Consider the following 24,462-nt stretch of genomic DNA (forward strand, 5'->3'; position numbering starts at 1 on the left):
TAATCATAAAAAAGAAAAAAATATTTTGCCAATTTTCGCCACGTACACCTTCGAGGATTAAACCCAAGCTCGTTAAACCCAAACTCGGAAACTGGCAAGTTTATTAACCCTAATAAAGTTTGGCAGTCTACGCTACTAAGCTACCTAAATAAGCTACCTAAATAAGGTCTAGATAAAAATAGTTACGTGAATCAATGGTAAATCGTATCACAATTTGGCTATTTAGTTTTTGCGTTGGCGCAATCAGTGCGGTTTTTTGGCCTCGCTTACCTTCAAAAAGCGAACTTTTTTTACTAATCGCACTGGTGATATTGTTGCTTACCATTCTAGCCACTTATCACCGGTTTGCGTTAAGCCCAACAACAAAACTCAAGCCTGAACATATACCAAGACAATTTCCATGTCAGTGCGCGAGTGAAGCCTCTTTTTACACTTTCAACCGAAACCTATACAAGGTCTCATCCTTAAGACTCTTCCCTCTTAGCAGACGCTCTGTCGCTTTCCTGAGCATGCTTGTTGCCTGCGGCGCATTGACGGGCGTTTTAATGGAGGCGAGTGTAGGGTATTACCACTATGCTTGGCAACTCCCAAAAGACAAAATTCAAAAAGACATCATATTACAAGCTCGCGTTTTAAGCGGTGGCTGTATACCCAACCCTAAAGGTCCAGTACATAAAAAAAGCCTCGATACTTCCCCCAATACAACTATCAGTACATCTATCAATACATTCACTGAGGTAAAAAGTCATCGCTATATGGTTGAGTTTATAGCGCCAAATGACACCGAACAATCACCTCAGTCTACCTTTATAGAGGGGCTTGCTGGCAAAAAAGGAAGGCTTACAGCTCCCACAATAAATGATTTGAATCAGCTTGATGAAAGCAGCTGCCTTCATAATGGCGATATCTTTCTGGCGTTGGTAAAACTAAAGCCAAGCTATAGCACTCAAAATCCGGTGGGGGCTAATCAGCAAAAGCATCTTATGGCGGATCATGTTCACGTTACCGGTTACATTAAAAAGCTTTATTTTGCCCATGTATCTCACCGTCACAGCTTTCGCTTGCGTATGGCATCAGTACTTAATGAGTTAAGGGGCAATAACCTTCAATGGTGGCAAGCGCTTCTTTTAGGGCTTCGAGGTGGTTTTACACCGTTACATTGGGAGCTTTTGCAAGTTACGGGCACGGGCCATTTATTCAGTATTTCAGGCATGCATTTAGGCGTAGTTGCAGGTTATGTTTTATTGTTCTGCTGTTGTATCGTTTACTTGAAAGCTCAGCTAAGCAGTGCTTTTTCGGCATTGTTTGCTTCAACGAAGAAGTCTCAAAGCCTGTTCAAGCGAGAGCATCTATTAGCTTCGTATATCAACTACAGACACCTTGTTATATCTATCGTATGGATAGGTTGTGGTCTTTACACTTTGCTAAGCGGCTTAGCGTTGCCCGTTGTAAGAGCTTATGTACTGCTAACTGTAGCCAGTGTGTTGACACTGTTATGCTTTACATACAGGCCTCTTCACCTTGCAGTTGCGATGGTAGCGGTAAGTATAGCGCTATTCCCATTATCCATATTAAGTGCAAGCTTTTATTTAAGCGTGAGTGCTGTACTTTACATTTGGTTCTTAGTTGCCAGATTCCGATTATCTACACAGTCATTTGTAAAAACATTATTTAGCTTACAAATATTGTTAAGCATATTTATGATCCCCGTCACTGTTATATTCTTCAGCACATTTTCTGTCGTAGGGCTTTTGGCCAATATTATTGCAGTACCCATTATTACCTTGCTGTTGCCGCCTGCTTTGCTTGTTCTGCTCATTTTAACGTTGTTAAAAATGAATTTAGTTGGTGAGAATAGGGTTGATACTTCAGGAAACGCTTCGATAATTTCAGAGGTGTCTGAATTCTGTATTTCAGCGGTAGAAAAGCTGTTCAGTTACTTAGATACCGTCATGACGTGGCTTATTGAATTTTTGAAATTTTTAGCACGCTACGAAAATGCTTCAATAGATATTAACTTAGATGCTAAAGCAGCGGTCTGTGCACTGGCATTTATGTTTTTACTCATTGGCCCACGTTGGCGCTATAAAAAGGTAGCGGTGATTGTACTTCTTGTTCCACTTTTAACACTACGCGTACCCAGTAATCCAAAACAATGGAATGTACATGTTTTAGACGCGGGGCAGGCCAGCGCAATTGCAGTGGTAAAAGCAGGTAGGGCTTTAGTTATTGATTCTGGCGCTAGTTACAGGGGGGTAGCTTATACGGCCAGCGAAGTGCTATTACCCTTGCTGAACAAGTTAGGTATTGAATCTATCGATTATGTTTTTCACACCCACAAAGATAACGATCACGCCGGGGGAAAGGCCACTGTAGCAAATTCAGATCTGGCTAGTCGTGCTCTTTGGTTTTCTCCTACTGAAGGCTGTGAACAAGGCAAAACAGAAAAGTGGCAAGGCTTACGCATCGATATTTTATGGCCATTACCGGGTAATTCCACAAACGATAATAATCATTCCTGCGTGATTAAAATAAGCGACGCATTTAATAGTATTTTATTGCCAGGCGATATTGAGCGAAGCACTGAATATGCTCTGTTAAATACAGTGAACGCAGCAACCACAAATCAGTCAGCAGAAGATGCGAATGCATCATTTAAGTCAGTTGCACCAACGTTAACTGTAGATGCAGATATCCTTATTGCTCCACATCACGGAAGCAACACCTCATCTACGTCAGTATTTGTCAGACAGGTTAACCCTAAAGCCATAATCATTACACAGGGGTTTGAGAACCGCTGGAAGTTTCCGGCACTTCCTGTAATACAGCGTTATGAAGCACTTGGTGTCCCTTACTATCTGTCGAGTTACCATGGGTATATAAAAGTGACGTTAGGGAGTTCCACAGTCTGTATGTTGTCTAAATGGTTGAATAGTAGGTTTGAAAACGATTACTGTAACCACAATGTAGTTATTCAGTCTCAGCGTTTCGACTTAAACGAGCGTTGGTATTTGAAAGCAATCTATCCGTCCCATTTGTAGGCCATGCCAGACATTCAACTGTGTCAGCAAAAATGAAACCTTGTGAATATTAAAGCGCTGGAAGGTGAGATTTTAATCGAATTACCTGTGAAATTAGGGAATTATTATAATACCGAGTACAATATATCGCAGTAAAAACACAACAAAGTCTTGTGAGTTTATCAACGAATTTTAAGACGGGTGAACATAATTCATGCAGCAAACCGAAGCCTCGGATTTTCAAATTAAACGCTTTTTAAACTATCTAAAAGCATACAAAGTGCCTTTCGTTTTCGCCATCATAGGAATGATAGGTTACTCGGCAGTTGATACGTTTGTGTTTGCACAACTTCAGCCTATGATTGATGAATCGCTAGGCAAAAACGACCACGAATATTTAAGACTAGCAGCGTATGCCATAGTTCCGCTGTTTCTACTTAGAGGTATATTCAACTTTTTAGGTACCTACATGCTAAGTTGGATTGGTGCTCAAGTTGTTATGCGTATGCGACAGCAATTGTTCGACAAATATATTCATTTACCCGTTGAGTTTCACGACAATCATGCCGTAGGTGGTTTGATTAGTAAGGTCACTTACGATACGGAGCAAGTGGCTAACGCGTCGGGTAAAGCCTTACTTACGCTTATACGAGAGGGGGCTCTCGTTATTGGCCTATTAGGTGTTATGTTTTACTACTCGTGGCAGCTCTCGCTTATTTTTCTTCTCATTGGACCGTTAGTTGCCGTTATTGTCGCGTTTGTTAGCAAGCGTTTTAGAGTGGTGAGTAAAAACATTCAGCAATCTATGGGCAATTTGACATCGTCAGTCGAGCAAGCGGTAAGAGGACACAAGGTGGTTCTCATGTTTGGTGGTCAAAAAATAGAGCAGGACAGGTTTAAGCAAAAAAACAATCATAATCGCCAGCAAACCATGAAGCTGTCGGTAACGCAAATTCTCAGTGTGTCCTCTATTCAGGTAATTGCTTCAATTGCACTGGCGGTAGTTTTGTTTATTGCCAGTACCCCGGGAATGTTAGAGCAACTTACTGCCGGCGTATTTATTAACGTTGTGTTCTGTATGGTTATGTTACTAAAGCCTTTGAAACAGCTCACCACCATCAACAATCAATTTCAGAAAGGGATGGCTGCATGTGCGAGTATTTTTGAGATACTCGACCAGCAAGATGAAGACGATTCAGGCTCGGAAAAGCTTGACCGTGCAGCAGGTAAATTAGAGTTTGATGATGTCACTTTTTATTACCCAGGCAAACAAACGCCAGCTTTATCGAACGTGTCATTCACTGCCAACCCTGGTCAGTCTATTGCCTTGGTAGGCCGTTCAGGCAGTGGGAAATCTACAATTTCTTCTCTGCTTACACGTTTTTACGTGCCTCAAGAAGGAGAAATTCGTCTTGATGATAAAGCGCTCAATAGTATTGACCTTAAATCTCTACGCGCCCAGTTTGCAGTGGTTTCTCAAAATGTCACACTATTTAACGACAGTATTGCCAATAATATTGCTTACGGCGCAAAGGAAAGTGTTTCTCGCAAAGATATAGAGCATGCCGCCCAAATGGCACATGTAGACGAGTTCTTAGCGAATTTACCCGATGGCATGGACACGGTGATAGGTGAGAATGGCCTTATGCTCTCGGGTGGGCAACGACAGCGCATTGCCATTGCCAGAGCTATTTTGGCCGAGGCACCTATTCTTATTCTGGACGAGGCAACATCTGCACTTGATACGGAGTCTGAGAAACTCATTCAAGATGCATTGGAAACACTGCAAAAACGTTGTACCAGTATTGTGGTGGCCCATAGATTATCAACCATTGAAAATGCTGATGCCATTATGGTGGTCGAACAGGGCAAAATTATTGAAAAGGGCAGCCATAGTGAGTTGCTGGCTAAAAAGGGGCACTACGCCCAACTACATGCTTTGCAATTTGGTGATAGTAAGTGAGTGATATTGAAAAAAAGTGGTATAGCGGCCATCCCTTAGTGTGGTTGCTATCTCCACTTGCCCTGCTTTTCTATCTGATTTCTGCGCTTCGCCGTTGGCTGTATGCTCTTGGCGTTAAACAATCGGTAAAAGTAGACGCTCCCGTTATTGTCGTTGGAAATATATCAGTAGGGGGGAATGGCAAAACTCCCGTAGTGTTGGCACTCGCCGAATATTACAAAAATAAAGGTGTAAAGGTTGGTATTTTAAGCCGGGGTTATGGCGGTAAATCAGATTTTTATCCGCGAAAAGTAAGTGAAAACGACGAAGCGAAACACGTTGGTGATGAACCCCGATTATTGGCCGGTCGCAGTGGGTGCGATGTGGTCATCGACCCTAACCGCGTGCGCGGTGCAACCTATCTTGTCGAACAATGTCAAAGCGACCTCATCATTTGCGATGATGGTCTACAGCACTATGCCTTATCACGAGACGTTGAATTAATAGTAATGGATGATAGGTTAGTAGGAAGCGGTTTTTTATTACCTATGGGGCCTTTGCGTGAGGGGAAATGGCGTCTAGGTACTGTAGATGCACTTATACACAACAGCGCAGTTATGCCACAGCTATCTCAACCGAGTGCAGCGCAGTTTCTAATGTCCTTAGAACCAGGCAATTTGGTCAATGTTACAGATAGGCAACGACAGATAACTTTAGACAGTTTTCGTGATAGCGCAGTGAGTGCACTTGCGGGAATAGGCTCGCCACAGCGCTTTTTTTCTCAGCTAGAGAATTTGGGTTTAAAGCTCAATTCTGCCCGTGCGTTTCCCGACCATCATGACTTTACTGTTGACGATATACCCACTGAAACAGTCATAATGACAGAGAAAGATGCGGTAAAGGTGTCGGCTTTTGCACATAAAGACTGCTGGTTTTTGCCTGTAACAGCAAACATCGACAATCAATTTTTCAATCTGATTACAAATAAGCTGTTGAACTGCGGATTGACGGTTCAAAGCAATGAAAAGGAAAATGAGAATGGCATTTGATAAAAAGCTATTAGACGTTTTAGCATGCCCCGTGTGTAAGGGAAAGCTGGTATTAGATGAGTCTAATGCAAGGTTAGTCTGCCGTTTCGATCGCTTAGCGTACGACATTAAAGAAGGCATCCCCGTGCTTATTGAGAGCAAGGCTACAACCCTGTCATTAGAACAAGTAGACGAGACTCGCTAAGGTAAAACAATTATGGCTTTTACAGTAATTATTCCGGCAAGATATGGATCTAGTCGCTTTCCCGGTAAGCCATTAGCATTAATTAACGGTAAGCCCATGATTCAGCATGTCGTTGAGAGAGCCACAGAAGCAGGTGCAGAAAACGTTATCGTGGCAACTGACGATGCTCGTATTGAAGAAGTGGCTAAAGCCTTTAGTGCAGTATGCATGACATCAAGCGATCACCAATCAGGCACAGAAAGAATTGCCGAAGTGGTAGAGAAAATGGCGCTGAATGATGATGCCATTGTGGTGAACGTTCAAGGCGATGAGCCCTTTATACCCGCTGAAAATATTCGTCAGGTTGCCCTTAATCTTACAAACGCAACTCAGTGTGACATGGCTACACTGACAACGCCTGTAACCGCAACAGATGATGTGTTTAACCCCAATATTGTGAAAGTTGTAGTTAACACAAACGATGAAGCAATCTACTTCTCTCGCTCGCCTATACCTTTTGAGCGAGACAGAATGATGGCAAATAAAAACGATGCTAATACGGCGCTTTATCATCGTCATATCGGTATTTATGCTTACCGGGCACGATATATTCAGCAATACATAAATTATAAACCAAGCGCGCTAGAGCAAATAGAGTCGTTAGAGCAACTGCGAGCCTTGTGGTATGGCGACAGCATCCACTGTCAGCAGGCTGTCGCATCGCCACCCATTGGCATCGATACCCCAGAAGATCTCGAACGTTTACTCACAACATTAAACTGATGAAAAATAGGGGGGCGGCTTTTTAGTAACAATGTTTTACTTAAATTTACGTAAATTTACTTAAAAAACAAAGAGATAGGCATGCCCCCAGCATTGATGAAATACACACAAACAAATCACTGATATAAAACACATACACATTTAAGGAGCTATTATGAATGTTGTCATTACTGGCGGTAACAGAGGGATAGGGCTAGCGCTTGCGAAGCAGTACAAAGCTCAGGGTGCAAAAGTGTATGCGACATGTCGTAACAGTTGTGATGATCTGAACAGCGCAGGCGTGAACGTTATAAGTGGCGTTGACGTATCGCAACCAGACACGCTTGCGGAACAACTAGCGCCTCTTGCTGATGTGAACATTGATCTATTAATCAATAACGCAGGCGTTTTAGGTAGAGAGTCCATAGAAGACTGGGACCCAAATACCATCGATTATCAATTCAGAGTTAATGCTCTTGGCCCGCTTCTCGTTACTCAAACTCTACTGCCAAACCTAGCATCAGGTAGCAAGGTTGCGCTTATCACCAGCAGAATGGGATCGATGGCTGACAATAGCTCAGGCAATTATTATGGGTATAGAATGTCGAAAGCAGCGTTAAATGCAGCTGGCGTCTCCCTGGCTAACGACCTTAAGCCGAAAGGGATAGCGGTAGCGCTTTTACACCCAGGGTTTGTGCAAACTGACATGGTGGGTGGTGCGGGCGATATAGACACCACCACTTGCGCCGAGCGACTTGTTGAAAGAATAGCAGAACTGTCGATTGAGACAACTGGGCGGTTTGTGCATTCCAACGGTGAAACTTTACCCTGGTAGTTAACTTTGCTATCTAGCTACACCGTTTGAGAGAGGTAAACTGATATTAATAAGGCGCTTAAAAGCGCCTTATTTTTGTTTCTGTGTTAAGCAAGCTCTATTCAGTGTGCTCTTCATCTTGGTCTTCAGAGAGCACAGCCCAAACGTCGTGTTCGTTTGCATGAATGACTTCTGCCCAGACTCTCTCGCCCGGTTTAACATCGTAAACGCCGTTAAGGTGCACTAAGCCGTCAACTTCAGGCGCATCGGCATAGGTTCGCCCCACGGCTCCTTCGCTGTCTACAGAATCGATAACAACCTGATATTCATTGCCAATGCGTGCTTGTAAACGGGCAGCACTTATTTCGCCCTGAACTTCCATAAAACGAGCCAAACGCTGTTGTTTGATGTCTTCTGGAACTGGGTCGGGAAGATCATTGGCCCTTGCACCCTCGACTGGGGAGTATGCAAAAGCGCCTACGCGATCTAGCTGCGCTTCCCTCAGGAATTCGAGTAGTTCCTCAAACTCTTCTTCCGTTTCACCCGGGAACCCGACAATAAACGTGGAGCGTATTACCAATGAAGGGCACTGTTCACGCCACTTTTTAACTCTTTCAAGTACACGTTCGGCACTGCCAGGACGCTTCATGAGGCGAAGAATACGCTTGTTTGCATGCTGAAACGGAATGTCGAGATAGGGAAGAATTTTTCCCTCATTCATTAGCGGGATAAGCTCATCAACATGAGGGTAGGGATATACGTAATGTAACCGTACCCAAATACCAATTTCGCCTAGCTTTTCGCAGAGTTGCTGCATGTGTGTTTTTACCGGCATTCCGTTCCAAAAGCCAGTTCTGTGCTTCACATCCACACCGTATGCACTGGTATCTTGCGAGATAACCAGCAGCTCTTTTACACCGGCATCTTTCAAGCGCTTTGCTTCGTCAAGTACATTACCTACAGGACGGCTTACAAGGTCGCCGCGCATTGAAGGAATAATACAAAACGTGCATCTGTGATTGCAGCCTTCAGATATTTTCAGGTACGCATAATGACGAGGGGTCAATTTCACACCGTGATCGGGTACAAGGTCTGCAAAAGGATTATGGGATGGCTTTGGTAGGTGTTCATGTACTTGTTCTACCACAGTTTCATAAGCGTGTGGACCAGTGATAGCCAAAACATTAGGATGAACCTCACGTATTTCATCTTCTTTAATGCCTAAGCAACCGGTTACAATAACTTTACCATTTTCCTTAAGCGCCTCACCAATGGTATCGAGTGACTCTTCAACCGCAGCATCGATAAAGCCGCAGGTATTTACAATCACTAAGTCTGCATCGTTGTATGTGGGCACAACATCATAACCTTCAGTACGAAGTTGTGTAAGAATACGCTCTGAGTCAACTAGGTTCTTCGGACAACCTAACGAGACGAAACCGATGCGACTTCCATTACTGGTATTTTTTGGCGTTGATTCTTGCAACACCTTAACAGGCGTTTCAAGCGTTGTAGTGCTGTTGGTCACTTTATTCGGATTAAACGTTTCTACTGTCATCTAAAATTTCACCTAGCCAATGACTGTGCTTAAAATGGGCGAGAATTATACAGCAAGTCTTTTCATAACACAGTACAGAATGCCTCATTATTTAATTAATTTAGTAAACTGAGGTTAAGCATTAACGACAGTTTTACTACTGAAAACAGATTCTCACAGGTTTGTGCTTTGTTTTTGAGAAAATAACCCCACTTTCTTTTATCAAACGCGATGAAACACGCGCAAGCGGGAAAGCTCATCACGGGCAACAAATTTGAAATATTCGAGTATGTAACCACAACCTTTCGGTGATGCTATTACTTCTTAAATAAACACAACACTTTATAAGCCATAAGCCATAAGCCATAAGCCATAAGCCATAAGCCATAAGCCATAAGCCATAAGCCATAAGCCATAAGACATAAATCAAAAGACCCGGACGAAAAATGCTAAAACTACCGCTTAAACACTACGATGAATCGGGACGCATTCTCGCTCCATCATGGTTATATTTCCTATTGTTACTGCTGTGCGTAGATTGGCTGGTGTTTATCTTCTCCGTGGTATCACGGTCACAAACCACAGAGTTGCTGGCATTTTTCTATCCACAAAAAGAAGCGCTTGGTCTTAACCTAGTAGCCAGTTTACCTGTACTAACAAGCTTAGTGCTAATAAGCCAACGAGAGCGTCTCTGGAAGCGGAATTGGCTAGGCTGGCGACATTTTGTGCTGCCTTTTATACAAGTTGGGGTTCTTGTGTTGCTGACAGGTCAGATGTATTACCTAATGCATCATCACTGGGGGTTTGAATTGGTGACCGCATTAAAGATATTGCTTTATACAATAACACTTTATGTCGTTACCCGTAGTAGACATCTTAAGTGGATGATCGAAGATTGGGCCACACCTGAAGTGGGAAAAGATGAAAAGGATACACAAAGTAAAGGTGAGGATAACAGTTTCGACGATGCGCTAAAATAGACTAGCTGTAATTCTTGAATTAATACTAGCTAGATCACACCAGCTAAATAAAAATCGCTAACTCACAATCTGAAAACTTACCAGCACGCCCTTGTAAGGAACTCACTAATAAGTTTTCATTAACGCTGCGTTAGTGCTTGTGGTTTTCCAGCGCTTGCTCATAGTATGAATGGACACTCACTTGACTATCATTCACTAAGCGCTCGTAACAAATACCTGCAAGGGCGTAGGTATTTGTTCCAACGCGTAAAAATACCGCCGGCGCTTGTGGATTTGATTGGTCATATATCCATTCGCCATCGAGCTGCGCTTTTAGGATCTCACCTACATAGGCCCCAAAGATATTACAGATAGTAAACACCGCCTCATCTTCCAGCGCCTGATCGTGAAATTTGTCTATAAAACTAAGTAAGATATCATCGACTGCCGAAATACTTTCTGGTGTGTCATCAAGCGTAACGTCAAACTCTGTTGATGCGACTACTTTAGCGTCGGCTGCACAATCAGCCATGAGTTTCTCGAGTTCTTCAGGTGACAAAGCTTTCTCCTTATTAACGATACAGCTAGTGGATGTATCATGTTCTTATCATTTGAAGCATATAATAGAAAAATATATCAGGTTGTGCGTAGTAACGTAACTTGATAATTCGTATTTATTTTTGACCTGTTAATCGATTAACCACGCTAGCAGCCGCAAACATACCAAACGTAGCGGTTACCGTTACCACCGCACCGAAGCCGCCTGCACAATCAAGACGGGTGCCGCCTTCCATTGCAGATTTACTGAAACATACCGAGCCGTCTGGCTGGGGGTAACGAAGCTGCTCTGTAGAATATATACATTCAACACCAAAACGACGTTTTGGGTTTTTACTGAAATTATAATTTCGCCGTAGCTCACTGCGTAACTTTGCGGCCAGAGGATCCTGCGTAGCTTTTGCTAAATCGCCGCGAGTAACCTGCGTTGGATCTATCTGCCCGCCAGCTCCACCAACAGTAACGATAGGAATTTTATTGCGTTTACAATGCGCTATCATCGCCGCTTTGGCGCGAATACTATCTGTAGCGTCTACCACCATGTGCATGTTCTTCGTGATCAGCTCTGGCGTATTGTCTGGGGTAACAAAATCTTCGATGATATTTACACAGCACGATGGGTTTATTTGCTTAATTCGCGCTGCCATAACCTCCACTTTGGGCTCGCCAACTGTATTGTCTAATGCGTGAATCTGGCGATTAGTATTGGTGACACATACGTCATCTAAATCCACAAGTGTAATTGTGCCAATGCCCGAGCGGGCCAGTGCTTCTGCAGTCCAGCTGCCCACACCGCCAATGCCGACAACGGCAACGTGACTGTTAGCGAGAACATTTGTGTTTTCTGCACCATATAGACGAACAATGCCGCCAAGGCGAGGATCTTCAGACATGTTATTTCCAATAATAAAGATTAGTCGTGAAAGTGTTTTTAGCGCAAACCAAACGTGTTAATTACAATTAAAGACAATATGATTGGCCCCACCCACTTTTAAAGCCGAGCAAAATAAGCAAAACGACGTAAATTTGCAAGTTGCGTAGAATATTAACCAACGCTAAAAACTAAAAAGTTGCGCCATATAATATTGCAATACGCTTGGTTTTTACCTTTCTATTTGAGCTTTTTTCGAATAATAAATCCGTATTAAGTCAACATACGTTCTACTTAATACATGTAAAAATATACGCTGTTAAAAACTGAAATCACAGAAAGGTATTGCAATGGGACTTTTAGTAGACGGTAAATGGCAAGACAAATGGTACGACACGGATAAAAGCGGCGGTAAATTTGAGCGTCAGGCGAGTAAATTTCGCGACCGTATTAGCGAAGACCATGACAAATTCCAACCTGAGAGTGGTCGTTATCATCTTTATGTATCTTTGGCGTGTCCGTGGGCACATAGAACGCTTATATTTCGCAAGCTAAAAGGGCTGGAATCCCATATAGACGTGTCTGTCGTACATCCTGAAATGTTGGATAAGGGCTGGGAGTTTGGCAACTACCCAGGCTCGACAAAAGACAAGCTGTTTGATTTCGACTTTGCTCACCAACTCTATACCCATGTTGATTCTACTATCACTACGCGAGTTACGGTTCCAATTCTTTGGGATACTAAGCACAACACCATTGTTAACAATGAGTCGGCAGATATCATCCGAATTTTAAACAGTGATTTTAATTCTCTGACGGGGAACACAGATGACTATTATCCAGAATCTCTCCGTACTGAAATTGATACCGTTAACGAGTTGGTTTACCACAATATCAACAACGGAGTGTATAAAACTGGCTTTGCGACCACGCAAGAGGCATACGAAGAAGCATTTAACGCGGTTTTCAATGCACTTGATGTGGTTGAAACTCGCTTAGCTGATTCACGTTACCTCGTAGGAGAGGCGATTACGGAAGCGGACTGGCGGCTGTTTACTACCCTGATTCGTTTCGATCCTGTCTATCACGGTCACTTTAAATGTAATAAAAAGCAGATAGCCGACTATCCCAATTTGTACGGTTATATGAAAGAGCTTTACCAAATACCCGGCATAGCTGAAACCGTAAACTTTGACCATATCAAACGTCACTATTATTACAGCCATACAATGATCAACCCAACTCAGGTTATTCCTGTAGGACCTTCGCAGGATTTGATGTCTGCCCACGGCAGAGAGAACGTTGGCAAATAAATAAGGGTGTATACGATATGAAATCAGATATTGAATCTCAAAGTGCTTCTGATATGCAACAAACTGATAATGTCCAACGGTCAATTGCGAAGAGGGTAAAGGGTGTGGCAACCAGCGATGGTGCCGGAGTTTCACTAACCCGTATCATCGGTCAGCCTATACTACCCAGGCTCGACCCTTTTCTGATGTTAGATTTTTTTGGCTCTGATAAACCCGCTGAATACTTATCAGGGTTTCCCGCACACCCCCATAGAGGATTTCAGACTGTAACCTACATGCTGGCTGGCAAAATGCGTCACAAAGATTCGGTAGGTAACGAGGGGGTTATAGAGGCTGGCGGTATTCAATGGATGAATGCCGGCAAAGGAATAATTCATGAAGAAATGCCCGAGCAGGAAGAGGGGCTTCTGAAAGGTTTTCAGCTTTGGGTAAACCTGCCGTCGCATGAGAAAATGTCACCGCCAAATTATCAGGATATACCGCCATCAGATGTACCTGAGGTAGAAAAGCCAGGAGTAAAAGTAAAAGTACTTGCAGGTGAGTTCGAAGGTGTTAAAGGCCCCGTAAAAACCACTGCTGTTGCTCCTTCGTTTTATGATGTAGCGCTTGCGCCTGAAACTTCTAAATCGGCAACGGTATCTATAGACATAGAAAGTAACCACGAAGGCTTTATTTATGTTTATGAGGGTATCTTAACCGTGAATTGCGAGGCACCAAATACTAATAATGAACTTGGTAAAGGCGAGCTCGGAGTATTATCGCCAGCCCCTCTTGGTGACTCCACGTTAACATTAGAGGCCAAGAGAGGATGCAAATGTATTGTTGTTTTGGGAGAGCCTATTAAGGAGCCTGTAGTTCAGTATGGACCGTTTGTTATGAACACACAGCAGGAGATAATGGACGCCTTCGAAGCGTATAAAAACGGCTCGCTGACTAAATAAGCTGAATCCTGTTTAAATAAGCTTTTGGGGTAACAAAATTAAAGAACAGGGCGGCTAGCTTTCAAGTTAAAGCATGGTCGCCTATAAGAAAAATACCGCTTCTGCATTGTGCAGGAGCGGTACTCGTCATTAGGTTGCTATTTTTGTTATTAGTTGCCACTGACTAGGAAAGTATAAGTATCATCCAAGCATGGCTTATTACCGCTACGGTCGTTAAACCCATTCGTAGTCCTATATAACTTACAATTTGGTCTTTTGGCAAACTTAGGGTGAATTTGTCGTATAGCAACACGGCTACATAGCTTATTGACAGTACGCCAAGCACTTTTACATCACTTGCAAACACTAGGCATAGCCATCCAACAATAGTGGGCAGCATGGCTATGTACATTTGTTTATCATATCGCTGATTGCTAATCGCATCCCACCAGTGAACACCACCAAAAAAAGAGAGCAACACAGCGGAATACTGAACAAAATATGTTGCGCTTTCTGATATTGAAAGAAGGTTAAGTTGATAGGCTAGCGGCATAGCAATAAACGGTATTAAACCTGCTATACCTAAGCCAAGGGCAGAATAGGGCATGGATACTCCTCTCAAAAGATACGCCGTAAACAAAAATAGCGCCAAACATGGCGCTATTTTTACAATCTAAAAAGACAGTTAGTTCAAACTACTTAATAGGTGTGTATTTTCTTTGGCTGTGACCAGTGTAAAGCTGACGAGGACGACCAATCTTTTGCTTGGGGTCGCTCATCATTTCATGCCAATGTGAAATCCAACCTACTGTGCGAGAAAGTGCAAAGATACACGTAAACATGTTAGTTGGAATACCAATAGCTTTAAGCACGATACCAGAGTAGAAATCTACGTTAGGGAACAATTTCTTTTCTGCGAAGTACGGGTCGCTCAACGCTATTTTTTCTAATTCCATTGCTACTTCTAACAAAGGATCTTTAACGTTCAACTCACTAAGAACTTCATGACAGCTCTCACGCATAACGGTAGCTCGAGGATCGTGATTTTTATAAACACGATGACCAAAGCCCATTAAACGGAACGGGTCAGACTTGTCTTTCGCTCGTGCGATAAACTCAGGAATGCGATCAACAGTACCAATTTCTTCTAGCATGTTAAGGCATGCTTCATTAGCACCACCGTGCGCAGGTCCCCAGAGTGATGCAACACCAGCTGCGATGCATGCATAAGGGTTAGCACCAGAAGAACCGGCTAAGCGAACTGTAGACGTAGAAGCATTTTGCTCGTGGTCAGCATGAAGCGTAAAGATACGGTCCATTGCACGTTCAACAGCAGGACTGATTTGGTACTCTTCAGCTGGTACAGAGAACATCATGTTTAAGAAGTTAGCTGCATAGCTTAAATCGTTACGAGGGTAAACGAATGGTTGACCAACGTTGTACTTGTAACACATTGCAACAAGTGTTGGCATTTTCGCAATTAAACGATGTGCACTGCGTACACGTTGTTCTTCGTTAGAAACGTCAAGGTCGCTATGGTAGAACGATGACATTGCACCAACGGTACCGCATAACATTGCCATAGGGTGGGCATCGTTACGGAAACCGTGGAAGAACATGTTAATTTGCTCGTGAACCATTGTATGACGAGTAATTGTTTCTTTAAATTCTTGGTATTGCTCTTTAGACGGTGCATCGCCATGTAGAAGCATATAGCACACTTCTAGATAGTCAGCATCACGTGCAAGTTCTTCAATGGGAAAACCACGGTGTAATAAAACACCTGCGGCACCGTCGATGTACGTAATGCTTGACTCGCAAGATCCTGTCGCCATAAAACCAGGGTCGTAAGTAAAATAACCGTGTTGTCCAACTGAACGGACATCGATTACGTCTTGTCCTTCTGTGCCAGACAAAATAGGAAGCTCTATTTCCTTGTCGCCGGCTTTAAGAATGGCTTTTTGATCTGCCATATAATGCTCTCCTCAGAATGGTTCTGTTTGCAGCAAAACGGACGAAAATGTCCGCTTTATTGGGAAAAGTGGGCGTATTTGTACTTTATAATGCACCAACAAGTCAATTTTATTGCATATATGTACAATAAATATTCTTTATCACTCATATTTCTGTTAGCAATTTTCTCACTCGAATTTTACCAAATGAATACAACCCTTTCTAATAGCATCAACATTTTTAATGACTTTTATTGAAAGGTAAATTGTTAAAACAGATTTTTTGTGTCGCTACTGGTTTAACAAATAAGCGCTTGATGTTGAATAATTAATCTACCACATTAAAAGAGCTTAATTTGCTGTTAGTTCACATAGTCATATAAGTGGGGTACTGATACCCTTAACACGCTACTACTACGCAGATACTAGCGGGTTAGGAGCAATTGTGATCTCTTTTTATTTAAAATAATTACCAATTGTGTGTAATTTCAGACTAAAGTCTTACTACGTCACAAAAAATTGTAATTATATACTACGCTGGATATACTCAGCGGTGCTTGAAATACAGAATAATTATTCTGTTACAAGCATTAAAGAATAGTTCACAAATTGTTAACAACTCAATGGATGAGGCAATTAACAGGTTAAAAGCGAATTCACTTGTACAGGACATAATAAATACAAGTAATTCTTATCCCTACGGATTAAACAGGCATACATTGTGAAAAAGCAAAGACCAGTAAATTTAGAACTCAATACTATTAAATTTCCGCCCTCTGCTATTTCGTCAATTCTCCATCGTGTAACCGGTGTTGCCATGTTCTTCGCGCTACTTTTCGTTATTTGGGCATGGGCAGTTTCTGTTCAATCGCCTGAAGGCTTTGCGAATGTTCAGGCAATCATGGACGGATTCTTTGGGAAATTTGTCGCAATTGGCACAGCTTCAGCGCTGACGTATCACATTCTAGGCGGCCTAAGACATGTCGTAATGGACTTGGGTCACTGGGAAGAATTAGAGTCGGGCAACACAAGTGCGAAAGCAACAATCGCATTGTGGATTGTACTGACCGTAGTATTGGGAGTTGCATTATGGTAACCAACCAAGCAAGTATGAAGCGCGATGGTGTACAAGATTATGTATCACTTCGTGCGACAGCAGCAATTATTTTCGCGTACTCGATTTTCATGGCGTGGTACTTTATAACCAGCGGTAGCTTAAGTTACGTCGAATGGCGTGGGTTATTTTCTGGTTTAGCTATGAAAGTTTTCACATTGGCAGCACTAATCGCAGTGATGATCCACGTACGTATCGGCCTTTGGCAGGTACTATCAGACTATGTTAAGTCATCAAGTCTGCGCGCGGGATTACAATATATACTAAATATCATCGCTTTTGGCTACGTAGCTGTCGGCCTATTTGTATTGTGGGGAGTGTAAGATGAGTTTACCCGTACACGAGTTTGATGCAGTAGTAATTGGTGCTGGTGGCGCAGGTATGCGTGCCGCGCTACAGATTTCACAGTCTGGTAAGTCATGTGCACTGTTATCAAAAGTTTTTCCAACCCGTTCTCATACTGTGTCTGCACAGGGTGGTATTACCGTTGCGCTAGGTAATTCACACGAAGACAACTGGGAATGGCACATGTATGACACTGTCAAAGGGTCAGATTACATCGGCGACCAAGATGCAATCGAGTATATGTGTAAGGAAGGTCCTGAAGCCATTATTGAAATGGAAAACATGGGTCTGCCGTTCTCACGTTTTGAAAACGGAAAAGTATACCAGCGTCCTTTTGGTGGACAATCAAAAAACTTTGGTGGCGAACAGGCAGCACGTACAGCTGCTGCGGCTGACCGTACTGGTCATGCGCTTCTTCACCTTCTTTACCAACAGAACGTAAAAAACAAAACAAAAGTATTCTCTGAGTGGTACGCACTAGATTTAGTGAAAAACCAAGACGGCGACGTAGTAGGTTGTACAGCAATCGACATCGAATCTGGTGAGGTAGTTTACTTCAAGTCACGTGCCGTAGTTCTTGCAACTGGTGGTGCAGGTCGTATTTATGCGTCAACTACCAACGCGCACATCAATACCGGTGACGGTGTAGGTATGGCACTTCGCGCTGGTGTTGCAGTTCAAGACATGGAAATGTGGCAGTTCCACCCAACAGGTATCGCTGGTGCAGGAACATTGGTTACCGAAGGTTGTCGTGGTGAGGGTGGTTATCTACTCAACAAAGACGGCGAGCGATTCATGGAACGCTACGCACCAAATGCGAAGGACTTAGCGGGCCGTGACGTTGTTGCTCGTTCAATGATGACCGAAATTCGTGAAGGTCGTGGTTGTGAAGGCCCTTGGGGCACGCACATCAAACTTAAGCTAGATCACCTCGGTAAAGACGTACTTGAATCACGTCTGCCTGGTATTCTAGAGCTTTCTCGTACCTTTGCTCACGTTGACCCTGTAAAAGAGCCAATTCCAGTAATACCAACGTGTCACTACATGATGGGCGGTATTCCTACTAACGTAGACGGTCAGTGCTTAGCAGTAGACGAGAACGGCAACGATAAAGTTGTGAACGGTTTATTTGCTTGTGGTGAGATTGCTTGTGTATCTGTACACGGTGCAAACCGCCTAGGTGGTAACTCACTACTTGATTTGGTTGTGTTTGGTCGCGCAACGGGTATGCACCTTGGCAAGACTCTATCTGATATGGCGCCAAGTCGTGATGCGTCGGAGTCTGACCTTGAAGCAGCGATGGCACGATTCAATCGTTGGGAGAGGTCAGAAGCTGGTAAGGGCGAAGACCCGGTTCAAATCAAAAAAGACATGCAAGAATGCATGCAGCTTAACTTCTCAGTATTCCGTGAGGGGGAAGCAATGGCTGACGGCCTGAAAGAGCTTAGCGAAATTCGCGAACGCCTACAGAACGCACGCCTTGATGACAAGAGCTCAGACTTCAATACTCAACGTATCGAATGTTTAGAACTTGATAACCTAATGGAAACAGCGTACAGCACAGCAGTAGCAGCGAATTTCAGAACGGAAAGCCGTGGCGCGCACAGCCGCTTCGATTTCCCAGATCGTGATGATGACAACTGGCTATGCCACAGCATTTACGATCCGAACACTGAAAAAATGCTCAAACGTGATGTCAATATGGCGCCGAAAATTAGAGAGGCATTCCCTCCTAAAGCGCGTACGTATTAAGAGAGGTAACGATTATGAAATTAGAATTTTCGATATACCGTTATAACCCTGATGTTGATGCAAAGCCACGCATGCAAGACTATTCTCTAGAAGTAGAGGAAGGTCAGGACATGATGGTTCTAGATGCATTAATAGCACTGAAAGAAAAAGATCCATCGTTGTCTTTCCGCCGTTCATGTCGTGAAGGTGTATGTGGGTCTGATGGTGTTAATATGAATGGTAAGAATGGTCTTGCTTGTATTACACCGCTTTCAGCTTTAGGCAAAGGTAAAATTGTAGTTCGTCCACTTCCAGGTCTACCGGTAGTTCGAGACCTAGTTGTTGATATGACACAATTCTATACACAGTACGAAAAGATCAAGCCGTTCTTAATCAACGATGGCAAACAGCCGCCAGCGCGCGAGCATTTGCAGTCGCCTGAAGAACGTGCGAAGTTAGATGGTCTTTATGAGTGTATCCTGTGTGCATGTTGTTCAACATCGTGTCCGTCTTTCTGGTGGAATCCAGATAAGTTCATCGGACCAGCTGGTTTGCTTCACGCTTATCGCTTCTTAATTGATAGCCGAGATACTGCGACAGATGAGCGTTTGAATGAACTTGACGACGCGTTCAGCGTGTTCCGTTGTCACGGTATAATGAACTGTGTAAGCGTGTGCCCTAAAGGGCTAAACCCAACGAAAGCAATTGGTCAAATCAAGTCCATGCTTCTGTCTCGGGCTGTTTAGTTCGAATCTTACTAACCAAGTTAGTCACAGATTTTGATGCTCTAAATAGCCATCCCCTAAGGATGGCTATTTTTTTATGTAATCATAGTGATAACACTTGGTTCTGTTGAGAATAGCCTTATAATAGTACTTGATTGTTAACTAGATTTTATAAAACGTAGCAAGGCAAATTAAATGCAAGAAAGCGTGATGAAAGCGTGGTGGGATTCCTCGCACATGGCAGGTGCCAACGCTGCCTATGTTGAAGAGTTGTATGAAGCCTATTTGGATGACCCGCAAAGTGTCTCCGATACATGGCGACAAATCTTCGATAACCTCCCCAATCTTGATGGCGTAGCGTTAGAAACTAATCATACAGCAATTAAAAATCAATTTAGGCAACTTGCTGCGTTAGGACCGACTGCGAGAATGTCCAGTTCATCGGCTCCTGCGTCTAGTGGCTCGGACGATAAGCAAGTTAAAGTTCTTCAGCTTATCAACGCATTCCGTTTCCGTGGTCACCAACACGCTAATTTAGACCCACTCGGTCTTTGGAAGCAGCCAAGAGTTCGCGACCTAGAATTATCTCACCACAATCTCTCCGAAGACGATTTTGACTCGGTTTACAACGTCGGTTCTTATGCTATCGGCAAAGAGTCGCTTCAGTTAGGTGAGTTGTTTAAATCGTTGAACAGGACGTATTGTGGTTCTATCGGTGCCGAATATATGCACATCACCGATACTGACCAAAAGCGTTGGCTACAGCAAAAATTCGAATCTGTGCAAGCGAAGCCAGAAATCTCTCGCGATGAAAAGCTTAGTATCCTTAAAGGGCTTACTGCTGCAGATGGCATGGAAAAGTACCTTGGGTCAAAGTTCCCAGGTGCCAAGCGTTTCTCCCTTGAGGGTGGTGATGCTCTAGTTCCAATGCTTAAAGGACTGATCACAAAAGCTGGTACAGCGGGCACAAAAGAAGTGGTTATCGGAATGGCCCACCGCGGTCGTCTCAACGTGCTTGTAAACGTATTAGGTAAAAACCCGTCAGTATTATTTGACGAGTTTTCCGGTAAACATGACGACTCACTAGGTGCTGGTGATGTAAAATATCACGCAGGTTTCTCTTCAGATTTCGCTACACCAGGCGGAAATATTCACCTTGCACTAGCGTTTAACCCTTCGCATTTGGAAATTGTGAACCCAGTTGTTATCGGCTCGGTTCGCGCCCGTTTATCTCGCCGAGATAACGACACGAACTCAGTGTTACCAATTACAATACACGGCGATTCTGCTATTGCGGGTCAGGGCGTTGTTCAAGAAACGTTCAACATGTCACAAACCCGCGGTTTTGCCGTTGGCGGGACAGTGCGCATTGTGGTTAATAACCAAGTTGGTTTTACGACATCGAAGACGGAAGACACTCGTTCAACGCAATATTGTACTGATATTGCAAAAATGGTTCAGGCTCCTATCTTCCACGTTAACTCTGACGACCCGGAAGCTGTTGCATTTGTCACCCAGCTTGCCTTGGAATATCGCCAGAAGTTTAAGCGTGATGTGGTTATTGACCTAGTTTGTTACCGTCGCCATGGCCACAACGAAGCTGACGAGCCAAACGCAACGCAGCCGTTAATGTATCAAAAAATTAAAAAGCATCCTGTTCCACGTGCTATTTATGCAGACCAGCTCATTGCTGAAGGCGTGATTGAGCAGCGTGATGCAGACCGCTATTTACAAGAGTATCGCGAAGCACTCGATCACGGCGCTTGTGTGGTAGAAGAATGGCGTCCTATGACAGAGCACAGCGTAGACTGGTCTCCGTATCTTGGTCACGATTGGGATACACCGTACGACGGTAGCGTAAGTGTAGAGAAGCTTAAAGAACTGGGTGAGTCTATTACGTCTTTCCCTGAAGAGCACAAGCTTCAGTCTCGTGTAAATAAACTTTACCAAGATAGAAAAGCAATGGTTGCTGGCGAAAAACCACTCGACTGGGGTATGGCAGAAAACTTAGCCTACGCAACACTCGTCGATGCTGGTGAAGATATCCGTATTACCGGTCAAGACAGTGGTCGCGGTACCTTCTTCCATCGCCACGCTGTACTTCATAATCAGACAGACGGCTCTACCTACCTTCCTCTGCAGCACATCAGAGAGGGTCAAGGTCAAATCGAAATTTACGACTCAGTTCTTTCTGAAGAAGCTGTTATGGCGTTTGAATATGGTTATGCCACTGCCGAACCAACATGTTTAACGATTTGGGAAGCGCAGTTTGGTGATTTTGCCAATGGCGCACAGGTTGTCTTCGACCAGTTCTTAAGTTCTGGTGAGGCAAAATGGGGTCGCCTTTGCGGTTTAACCGTTCTACTTCCACATGGCTATGAAGGTCAAGGCCCAGAGCACAGCTCTGCGCGTCTAGAACGTTTCTTGCAGATGTGTGCAGACCATAACTGGCAAGTATGTGTGCCATCTACACCAGCGCAAGTATTCAACATGCTTCGCCGCCAGGTAGTTCGCCCAATGCGCAAGCCACTAATTGTTATGTCGCCTAAGTCACTATTGCGTCACCCACTCGCTGTATCTTCACTAGAAGAATTAAGCGAAGGGAAGTTTCATAATGTTATTGGTGAAATAGATGACATTGATCCAAAAGACGTGAAGCGCGTGGTTATGTGCTCTGGTAAGGTTTACTACGACCTGTTAGATCAACGTCGTAAGAATGAACAAAATGATGTAGCAATTGTGCGTTTAGAGCAGCTTTACCCGTTCCCGCAAGAAGAATGTGCTAAAGTTGTTGCACAGTACAGCCATGTAAAAGATTGGGTTTGGTGCCAAGAAGAGCCGCAAAATCAGGGCGCTTGGTATTGTAGCCAGCATCACTTCTGGCAAGCAATTCCAGAAGGTGCAAAATTAACATATGCGGGTCGTGAAGCATCCTCGTCGCCTGCAGTAGGTTATGTATCCGTTCACAATCAGCAGCAGAAAGCACTGATTGAAGACGCACTCACTATTAAATAAGGAACAGAAATGACAATTGAGATAAAAGTTCCGGTTCTACCTGAGTCAGTTGCCGATGCCTCCATTGCAACCTGGCACGTTAAAGCCGGTGACGCAGTTAAACGAGACCAAAACCTGGTTGATATTGAAACTGATAAAGTAGTTCTAGAAGTTGTAGCTCCAGCGGACGGTACAATCGGTGAGATCTTGAACGAAGAGGGTGCGACGGTTTTAGGTGAGCAAGTTATTGCTAAGTTAGAAGAGGGCGGTGCAGCTGCGCCGGCTAAATCTGACGATTCTGATTCGAAAAAAGAATCAAAGCCAGCCGAAGCTGCTAAGTCTGACGACGCGCCAGCGGGCAAGTCGTCTGATGTTAAGGTACCTGTATTACCAGAGTCTGTTGCTGACGCTACTATTGCAACTTGGCACGTGGCTGTTGGCGAAGCAGTATCAAGGGATCAGAACCTAGTCGATATCGAAACGGACAAAGTGGTTCTTGAAGTTGTTGCGCCAGCAGACGGTTCACTGTCTGAGATTATCGCTGAAGAAGGCGCTACGGTAACAGCAGAAGAAGTCATCGCTAAATTCGTGGAAGGCGCCTCTGGCGGTACATCTGCATCAACTTCAGCAAGCGAAAGTGAAGAAGCGGATGATAGCGGCAGCGATGCGTTAAGCCCATCGGTTCGTCGTTTACTCGCAGAGAAGGGTGTTGAAGCGTCCAGCGTTAAAGGCACGGGTAAAAATGGTCGCATTTCGAAAGAAGATGTTGAGAAGCACCTGAAGGGTGGGGCTAAAGCATCAGCGCCTTCTGCGTCTTCTGCATCTGCACAGCCTGACACAGCGGAACTTCCAACTGGTAATCGCACTGAAAAACGCGTACCAATGACTCGTCTTCGCAAGACTATTGCCAACCGCCTACTTGACGCTAAGAACTCAACGGCAATGTTGACTACGTTTAACGAAGTTAACATGAAGCCAATCATGGATTTGCGTAAGCAATACCAAGAAAGTTTTGAAAAACGCCATGGCATTCGTTTAGGTTTCATGTCTTTCTACGTGAAAGCCGTAACCGAAGCCCTTAAGCGTTTCCCAGAAGTAAATGCATCGATTGATGGCGATGATATCGTTTATCACAACTACTTCGATATTTCGATTGCAGTATCAACACCTCGTGGTTTGGTGACACCTATCTTGAAGGACACAGACACACTTGGAATGGCTGGAATTGAGAAAGGAATCAAAGATCTAGCAATTAAAGGCCGTGACGGCAAGCTAGCCATGTCTGACCTTCAAGGTGGTAATTTCACCATCACGAATGGCGGTGTTTTTGGTTCACTTATGTCTACACCAATCATTAATCCTCCGCAAAGCGCTATCTTGGGTATGCATAAAATCCAAGATCGTCCAATGGCGGTTAATGGAAAAGTAGAAATTTTACCAATGATGTACCTAGCGCTTTCTTACGATCACAGAATTGTTGATGGTAAAGAGTCGGTTGGCTTCTTGGTAACCGTGAAAGAGATGCTCGAAGATCCTACACGTCTATTATTAGACGTATAAGACTTCAGTCTCACGTAATTGTGGTTAGGGGCAAGTGTGGTTTATGCTATATTTGCTTCTAACGCAACGCTGATATTTTTTAATATTAGCCAAACTAATCAAGTCGCTTTGGCGACTTTTGTCTTACTAAAAA

20 protein-coding genes are annotated in these 24,462 nt (G+C 43.7%); 15 read left to right on the plus strand and 5 right to left on the minus strand.

Annotated features, from left to right (window positions below; translation table 11 throughout):
* Positions 1-194: 194 nt before the first annotated feature.
* The 6 genes from CW735_RS07895 to CW735_RS07920 all read left to right on the plus strand — a co-directional run bounded on the left by CW735_RS07895 (position 195) and on the right by CW735_RS07920 (position 7,771).
* Positions 195-3,041: a DNA internalization-related competence protein ComEC/Rec2 gene (locus CW735_RS07895; protein WP_100971616.1), complete on the plus strand. Its 2,847-nt coding sequence runs from the start codon at positions 195-197 to the stop codon at positions 3,039-3,041.
* Positions 3,042-3,234: 193 nt separating this feature from the next.
* A complete protein-coding gene (msbA, locus tag CW735_RS07900) occupies positions 3,235-4,983 on the plus strand; it encodes a lipid A export permease/ATP-binding protein MsbA (protein ID WP_100971618.1) in 1,749 nt (582 codons plus the stop codon).
* Positions 4,980-6,011, plus strand: coding sequence for a tetraacyldisaccharide 4'-kinase (lpxK, locus tag CW735_RS07905; protein WP_100971620.1), 1,032 nt, complete (start codon positions 4,980-4,982; stop codon positions 6,009-6,011). Before msbA ends, lpxK begins: the two co-directional genes overlap by 4 nt.
* Positions 6,001-6,195, plus strand: coding sequence for a Trm112 family protein (locus tag CW735_RS07910; protein ID WP_071979768.1), 195 nt, complete (start codon positions 6,001-6,003; stop codon positions 6,193-6,195). The genes lpxK and CW735_RS07910 overlap by 11 nt, the downstream gene beginning before the upstream one ends.
* 12 nt (positions 6,196-6,207) lie before the next feature.
* Positions 6,208-6,957 carry a 3-deoxy-manno-octulosonate cytidylyltransferase gene (kdsB, locus tag CW735_RS07915; RefSeq protein ID WP_100971622.1) on the plus strand — a complete coding sequence of 250 codons (750 nt, stop codon included), beginning with the start codon at positions 6,208-6,210 and terminating at the stop codon, positions 6,955-6,957.
* 154 nt (positions 6,958-7,111) lie between these two features.
* Positions 7,112-7,771, plus strand: a complete 660-nt coding sequence (locus CW735_RS07920) for an SDR family oxidoreductase (RefSeq protein WP_100971624.1) — start codon at positions 7,112-7,114, stop codon at positions 7,769-7,771.
* Positions 7,772-7,868: 97 nt separating this feature from the next.
* On the opposite strand, the gene rimO is transcribed toward CW735_RS07920, so the two are convergent.
* Positions 7,869-9,308, minus strand: a complete 1,440-nt coding sequence (gene rimO / locus CW735_RS07925; protein ID WP_071979765.1) for a 30S ribosomal protein S12 methylthiotransferase RimO — start codon at positions 9,306-9,308, stop codon at positions 7,869-7,871.
* A 425-nt stretch (positions 9,309-9,733) separates the two neighbouring features.
* Between rimO and CW735_RS07935 the strand changes: the two genes are divergently transcribed.
* Entirely contained in the window at positions 9,734-10,267 is a 534-nt protein-coding gene (locus tag CW735_RS07935; protein ID WP_100971626.1) for a DUF2919 family protein, read from the plus strand.
* A gap of 130 nt (positions 10,268-10,397) precedes the next feature.
* Here the strand turns inward: CW735_RS07935 and CW735_RS07940 are convergent, their stop codons facing one another.
* Complete coding sequence (locus CW735_RS07940) at positions 10,398-10,805, minus strand: hypothetical protein (RefSeq protein WP_100971628.1); 408 nt, start codon at positions 10,803-10,805, stop codon at positions 10,398-10,400.
* 115 nt (positions 10,806-10,920) lie between these two features.
* On the minus strand, positions 10,921-11,697 hold the full coding sequence (tcdA, locus tag CW735_RS07945; protein WP_100971630.1) for a tRNA cyclic N6-threonylcarbamoyladenosine(37) synthase TcdA: 777 nt from the start codon (positions 11,695-11,697) through the stop codon (positions 10,921-10,923).
* A 328-nt stretch (positions 11,698-12,025) separates the two neighbouring features.
* Between tcdA and CW735_RS07950 the strand changes: the two genes are divergently transcribed.
* Positions 12,026-12,988, plus strand: coding sequence for a glutathione S-transferase family protein (locus CW735_RS07950; RefSeq protein ID WP_071979762.1), 963 nt, complete (start codon positions 12,026-12,028; stop codon positions 12,986-12,988).
* A 53-nt stretch (positions 12,989-13,041) separates the two neighbouring features.
* Positions 13,042-13,929 (plus strand): pirin family protein, encoded by an 888-nt coding sequence (locus CW735_RS07955; RefSeq protein WP_100973211.1) that lies wholly within the window; start codon positions 13,042-13,044, stop codon positions 13,927-13,929.
* Between the two features lie 163 nt (positions 13,930-14,092).
* Here CW735_RS07955 and CW735_RS07960 read toward each other — a convergent pair whose 3' ends face one another.
* Together CW735_RS07960 and CW735_RS07965 are read right to left on the minus strand one after the other, a co-directional pair.
* Positions 14,093-14,515 carry a DUF3429 domain-containing protein gene (locus CW735_RS07960; RefSeq protein ID WP_100971632.1) on the minus strand — a complete coding sequence of 141 codons (423 nt, stop codon included), beginning with the start codon at positions 14,513-14,515 and terminating at the stop codon, positions 14,093-14,095.
* An 88-nt stretch (positions 14,516-14,603) separates the two neighbouring features.
* A complete protein-coding gene (locus CW735_RS07965; RefSeq protein WP_071979760.1) occupies positions 14,604-15,881 on the minus strand; it encodes a citrate synthase in 1,278 nt (425 codons plus the stop codon).
* A gap of 700 nt (positions 15,882-16,581) precedes the next feature.
* Between CW735_RS07965 and sdhC the strand changes: the two genes are divergently transcribed.
* The 6 genes from sdhC (at position 16,582) to odhB (ending at position 24,329) form a co-directional block, all read left to right on the plus strand.
* Positions 16,582-16,956, plus strand: coding sequence for a succinate dehydrogenase, cytochrome b556 subunit (gene sdhC / locus CW735_RS07970; RefSeq protein WP_071979759.1), 375 nt, complete (start codon positions 16,582-16,584; stop codon positions 16,954-16,956).
* Entirely contained in the window at positions 16,950-17,297 is a 348-nt protein-coding gene (sdhD, locus tag CW735_RS07975; RefSeq protein ID WP_071979758.1) for a succinate dehydrogenase, hydrophobic membrane anchor protein, read from the plus strand. The genes sdhC and sdhD overlap by 7 nt, the downstream gene beginning before the upstream one ends.
* A 1-nt stretch (position 17,298) precedes the next feature.
* On the plus strand, positions 17,299-19,071 hold the full coding sequence (gene sdhA / locus CW735_RS07980) for a succinate dehydrogenase flavoprotein subunit (protein WP_100971634.1): 1,773 nt from the start codon (positions 17,299-17,301) through the stop codon (positions 19,069-19,071).
* Positions 19,072-19,085: 14 nt separating this feature from the next.
* Positions 19,086-19,796, plus strand: coding sequence for a succinate dehydrogenase iron-sulfur subunit (locus CW735_RS07985; RefSeq protein ID WP_071979756.1), 711 nt, complete (start codon positions 19,086-19,088; stop codon positions 19,794-19,796).
* A 174-nt stretch (positions 19,797-19,970) separates the two neighbouring features.
* A complete protein-coding gene (gene sucA, locus CW735_RS07990; protein ID WP_100971636.1) occupies positions 19,971-22,790 on the plus strand; it encodes a 2-oxoglutarate dehydrogenase E1 component in 2,820 nt (939 codons plus the stop codon).
* A 9-nt stretch (positions 22,791-22,799) separates the two neighbouring features.
* Positions 22,800-24,329 carry a 2-oxoglutarate dehydrogenase complex dihydrolipoyllysine-residue succinyltransferase gene (odhB, locus tag CW735_RS07995; RefSeq protein ID WP_100971638.1) on the plus strand — a complete coding sequence of 510 codons (1,530 nt, stop codon included), beginning with the start codon at positions 22,800-22,802 and terminating at the stop codon, positions 24,327-24,329.
* Positions 24,330-24,462: the final 133 nt, after the last annotated feature.

It is taken from the genome of Alteromonas sp. MB-3u-76 (assembly GCF_002831605.1).
Taxonomy (GTDB): Bacteria; Pseudomonadota; Gammaproteobacteria; order Enterobacterales; family Alteromonadaceae; genus Alteromonas; species Alteromonas hispanica.